At 73.5% G+C, this 2,531-nt stretch carries 3 protein-coding genes; 2 read left to right on the top strand and 1 reads right to left on the bottom strand.

Translation table 11 applies throughout. The features are described 5' to 3' along the window. Window positions 1-457: C40 family peptidase (locus ACWJ6R_RS34445; RefSeq protein ID WP_449066221.1), on the top strand; the 457-nt coding region annotated here is incomplete at its 5' end. A gap of 18 nt (window positions 458-475) precedes the next feature. Here ACWJ6R_RS34445 and ACWJ6R_RS34440 read toward each other — a convergent pair. Beyond that, complete coding sequence (locus ACWJ6R_RS34440; protein ID WP_189237468.1) at window positions 476-982, bottom strand: inorganic diphosphatase; 507 nt, start codon at window positions 980-982, stop codon at window positions 476-478. 117 nt (window positions 983-1,099) lie between these two features. Here ACWJ6R_RS34440 and dacB point away from each other — a divergent pair, with 117 nt between their 5' ends. Next, window positions 1,100-2,473 (top strand): D-alanyl-D-alanine carboxypeptidase/D-alanyl-D-alanine endopeptidase, encoded by a 1,374-nt coding sequence (gene dacB, locus ACWJ6R_RS34435; RefSeq protein WP_449066220.1) that lies wholly within the window; start codon window positions 1,100-1,102, stop codon window positions 2,471-2,473. The last annotated feature ends 58 nt before the right edge of the window (window positions 2,474-2,531 follow it).

The following is a 2,531-nucleotide window of genomic DNA, read 5'->3' as shown; positions in this document are numbered from 1 at the left end:
CGCGGCGCTCCGGCGGGAGCGGGCCCGCAACGGCGGAGGCGGGGGCGGCGGGGGAGACGGCTCCGTCCGGCCGATCGGCTTCGACTCCTCGACCCGGGGCGACATCGCCGCCGACTGGGCGCTCACCCAGCTCGGCAAGCCGTACGTCTGGGCGGCGGACGGGCCGGGCAGCTACGACTGCTCGGGGCTGACCATGCGGGCGTGGGAGCGGGTCGGCGTCCGGCTCGACCACTGGACGGGCACGCAGTGGACCTCGGGCCCGCACGTGCCGCTCGACCGGCTCCGCCGGGGCGACCTGGTGTTCTTCGGCCGGATCACCCGCAATCCGGGCGACATCCACCACGTGGGCATGTACATCGGCGGCGGCATGATGGTGCACGCCCCGCGCACCGGGGACGTCGTGCGGATCGCGCCGATGTGGCGCAGCGACCTCGTCGGCGCGACCCGTCCCACCTGACCCGTGCGGACGCCGGGCTCAGTGCTCCCCGTGCCCGCCGCCCTCGTCGTCCTTGGCGCGCTGGATGGAGCGGACGATCTCCTCCTCGGCCTCCACCCGGCCGACCCAGTTGGCGCCCTCGACGGACTTGCCGGGCTCCAGGTCCTTGTAGACCTCGAAGAAGTGCTGGATCTCCAGGCGGTCGAACTCGGGCACGTGGTGGATGTCGCGGATGTGCTCCATCCGGGGGTCGGTGGCGGGGACGCACAGGACCTTGTCGTCGCCGCCCTTCTCGTCGGTCATCCGGAACATGCCCACCGCGCGGCACTGGATCAGGCAGCCGGGGAAGGTCGGCTCCTGGAGCAGCACCAGGGCGTCGAGGGGGTCGCCGTCCTCGCCGAGCGTGCCCTCGATGAAGCCGTAGTCGGCGGGGTACTGCGTGGAGGTGAAGAGCATCCGGTCCAGCCTCATCCGGCCGGTCTTGTGGTCCACCTCGTACTTGTTCCGTTGTCCCTTGGGAATCTCAACGAGAACGTCGAACTCCACCGCGGTTCCTCCGCTCAAGCCCCCGGGCAGTCCCGGTCGGGCGTTAATGTCTCGTAGGCGTAATTGGTTACTGGGGATCGAAGAGAGGCCGGCGACATGATGCGGCGTGATCGGTGGGTGGCGTTGGTCACTCTCGTCATGCTGCAGCTGTTCGTCGCCGGGGCCGGCGCCCACCTGCTCGCCAGCGGCGCGCTGGTGGAGAAGGAGGCACGGCCGGTCGCCTCGCCCGAGCCGGTGGCCGTCCCCGTCGTCACCGCGGGTCCGGTCCTGGCCGCGGGCGGGAACGGACCTCTCCCGGCCAAGACTACTTTGGCAGAACGGCTCACCAGGGCGCTGGGGGACCCCGCACTGGGTGAGAGCGTGGGAGCCGCGGTGGTCGACGTGGAGAGCGGCGAGACGCTGTTCTCCGGCGACGCGGACCGGGGCATCACCCCCGCCTCCACCACGAAGATCGTCACCTCGGTCGCCGCGCTCGCCTCCCTGGGACCGGACGCCAGGCTGAGCACCCGCGTGGTCCGCGGCTCCTCGCCGTCCTCGATCGTCCTGGTCGGCGGGGGCGACCCGACCCTGACGGCCGGGAAGATCGACCCCTCGGTCTACCCCCGGCCCGCCTCGCTGGCCTCCCTCGCCTCGCGTACGGCCAAGGCGCTCAAGGCCGAGGGCGTCACCAAGGTGACCGTGGCCTACGACGACGGCCTCTACACCGGCCGCCGCACCGCCGCCAGCTGGAAGCCCGGCTACGTGCCCGAAGGCAGCGTCGCCCCGGTGACGGCGCTCATGGTCGACGAGGGCAAGGCCGCCCCCGGCAGCAGGCAGCGGGTCTCCGACCCTTCCAAGACCGCCCACGCGGCGTTCGTCTCGCTGCTGGCGAAGTACGGGGTCAAGGCCGCCAACCGGACGGCCAGGCGGGCCGGGGCCGACGCGGGCGCCAAGGAGATCGCCCGGGTCGACTCCGCGCCGGTGCACGCGCTGGTCGAGCGGGCGCTGACGCTCAGCGACAACGACCTGTCGGAGGCGCTGGCCCGGCACGTGGCGCTCAAGGAGGGCGAGCCCGCCTCCTTCGACGGCGGCGCGGCGGCCGTGCACAAGGTGCTGGCCCGGCTGGGCGCGGCCGAGGGCGTCCGGGTGTACGACGGCAGCGGCCTGTCGCCGAAGAACCGCATCGCGCCGGCGGCGCTGGCCCGCCTGGTCGCGGTGGCGGTCTCCCCGGCGAACCCGACGCTGCACCCGATCGTCAGCGGCATGCCCGTCGCCGGGTTCACCGGGACGCTGGGCCACCGGTTCGGCAAGAGCGACTCCGCCTACGGCCTGGTCCGCGCGAAGACGGGCACCCTCGACGGGGTCAGCACGCTGGCCGGGCTGACCACCACGAAGGACGGCCGGCTGGTGGCGTTCGCCTTCATGGCCGACGACGTCCCGCCCGGCTGGGGCAAGGCCGAGGCGGCCCTCGACCGGCTGGCCGCCACCGTGGCCGCCTCCGTGGCGGGCTGAGCCGCATGCCGTGGGCGGGCTGGGGGCCGCGGACCGACCGGAGCAGCGGGCCGCGGGC

The organism is Planomonospora algeriensis (assembly GCF_977012225.1).
The sequence above is the reverse complement of the archived record's forward strand: the minus strand, read 5'-3'. Positions and strand labels throughout refer to the sequence as shown.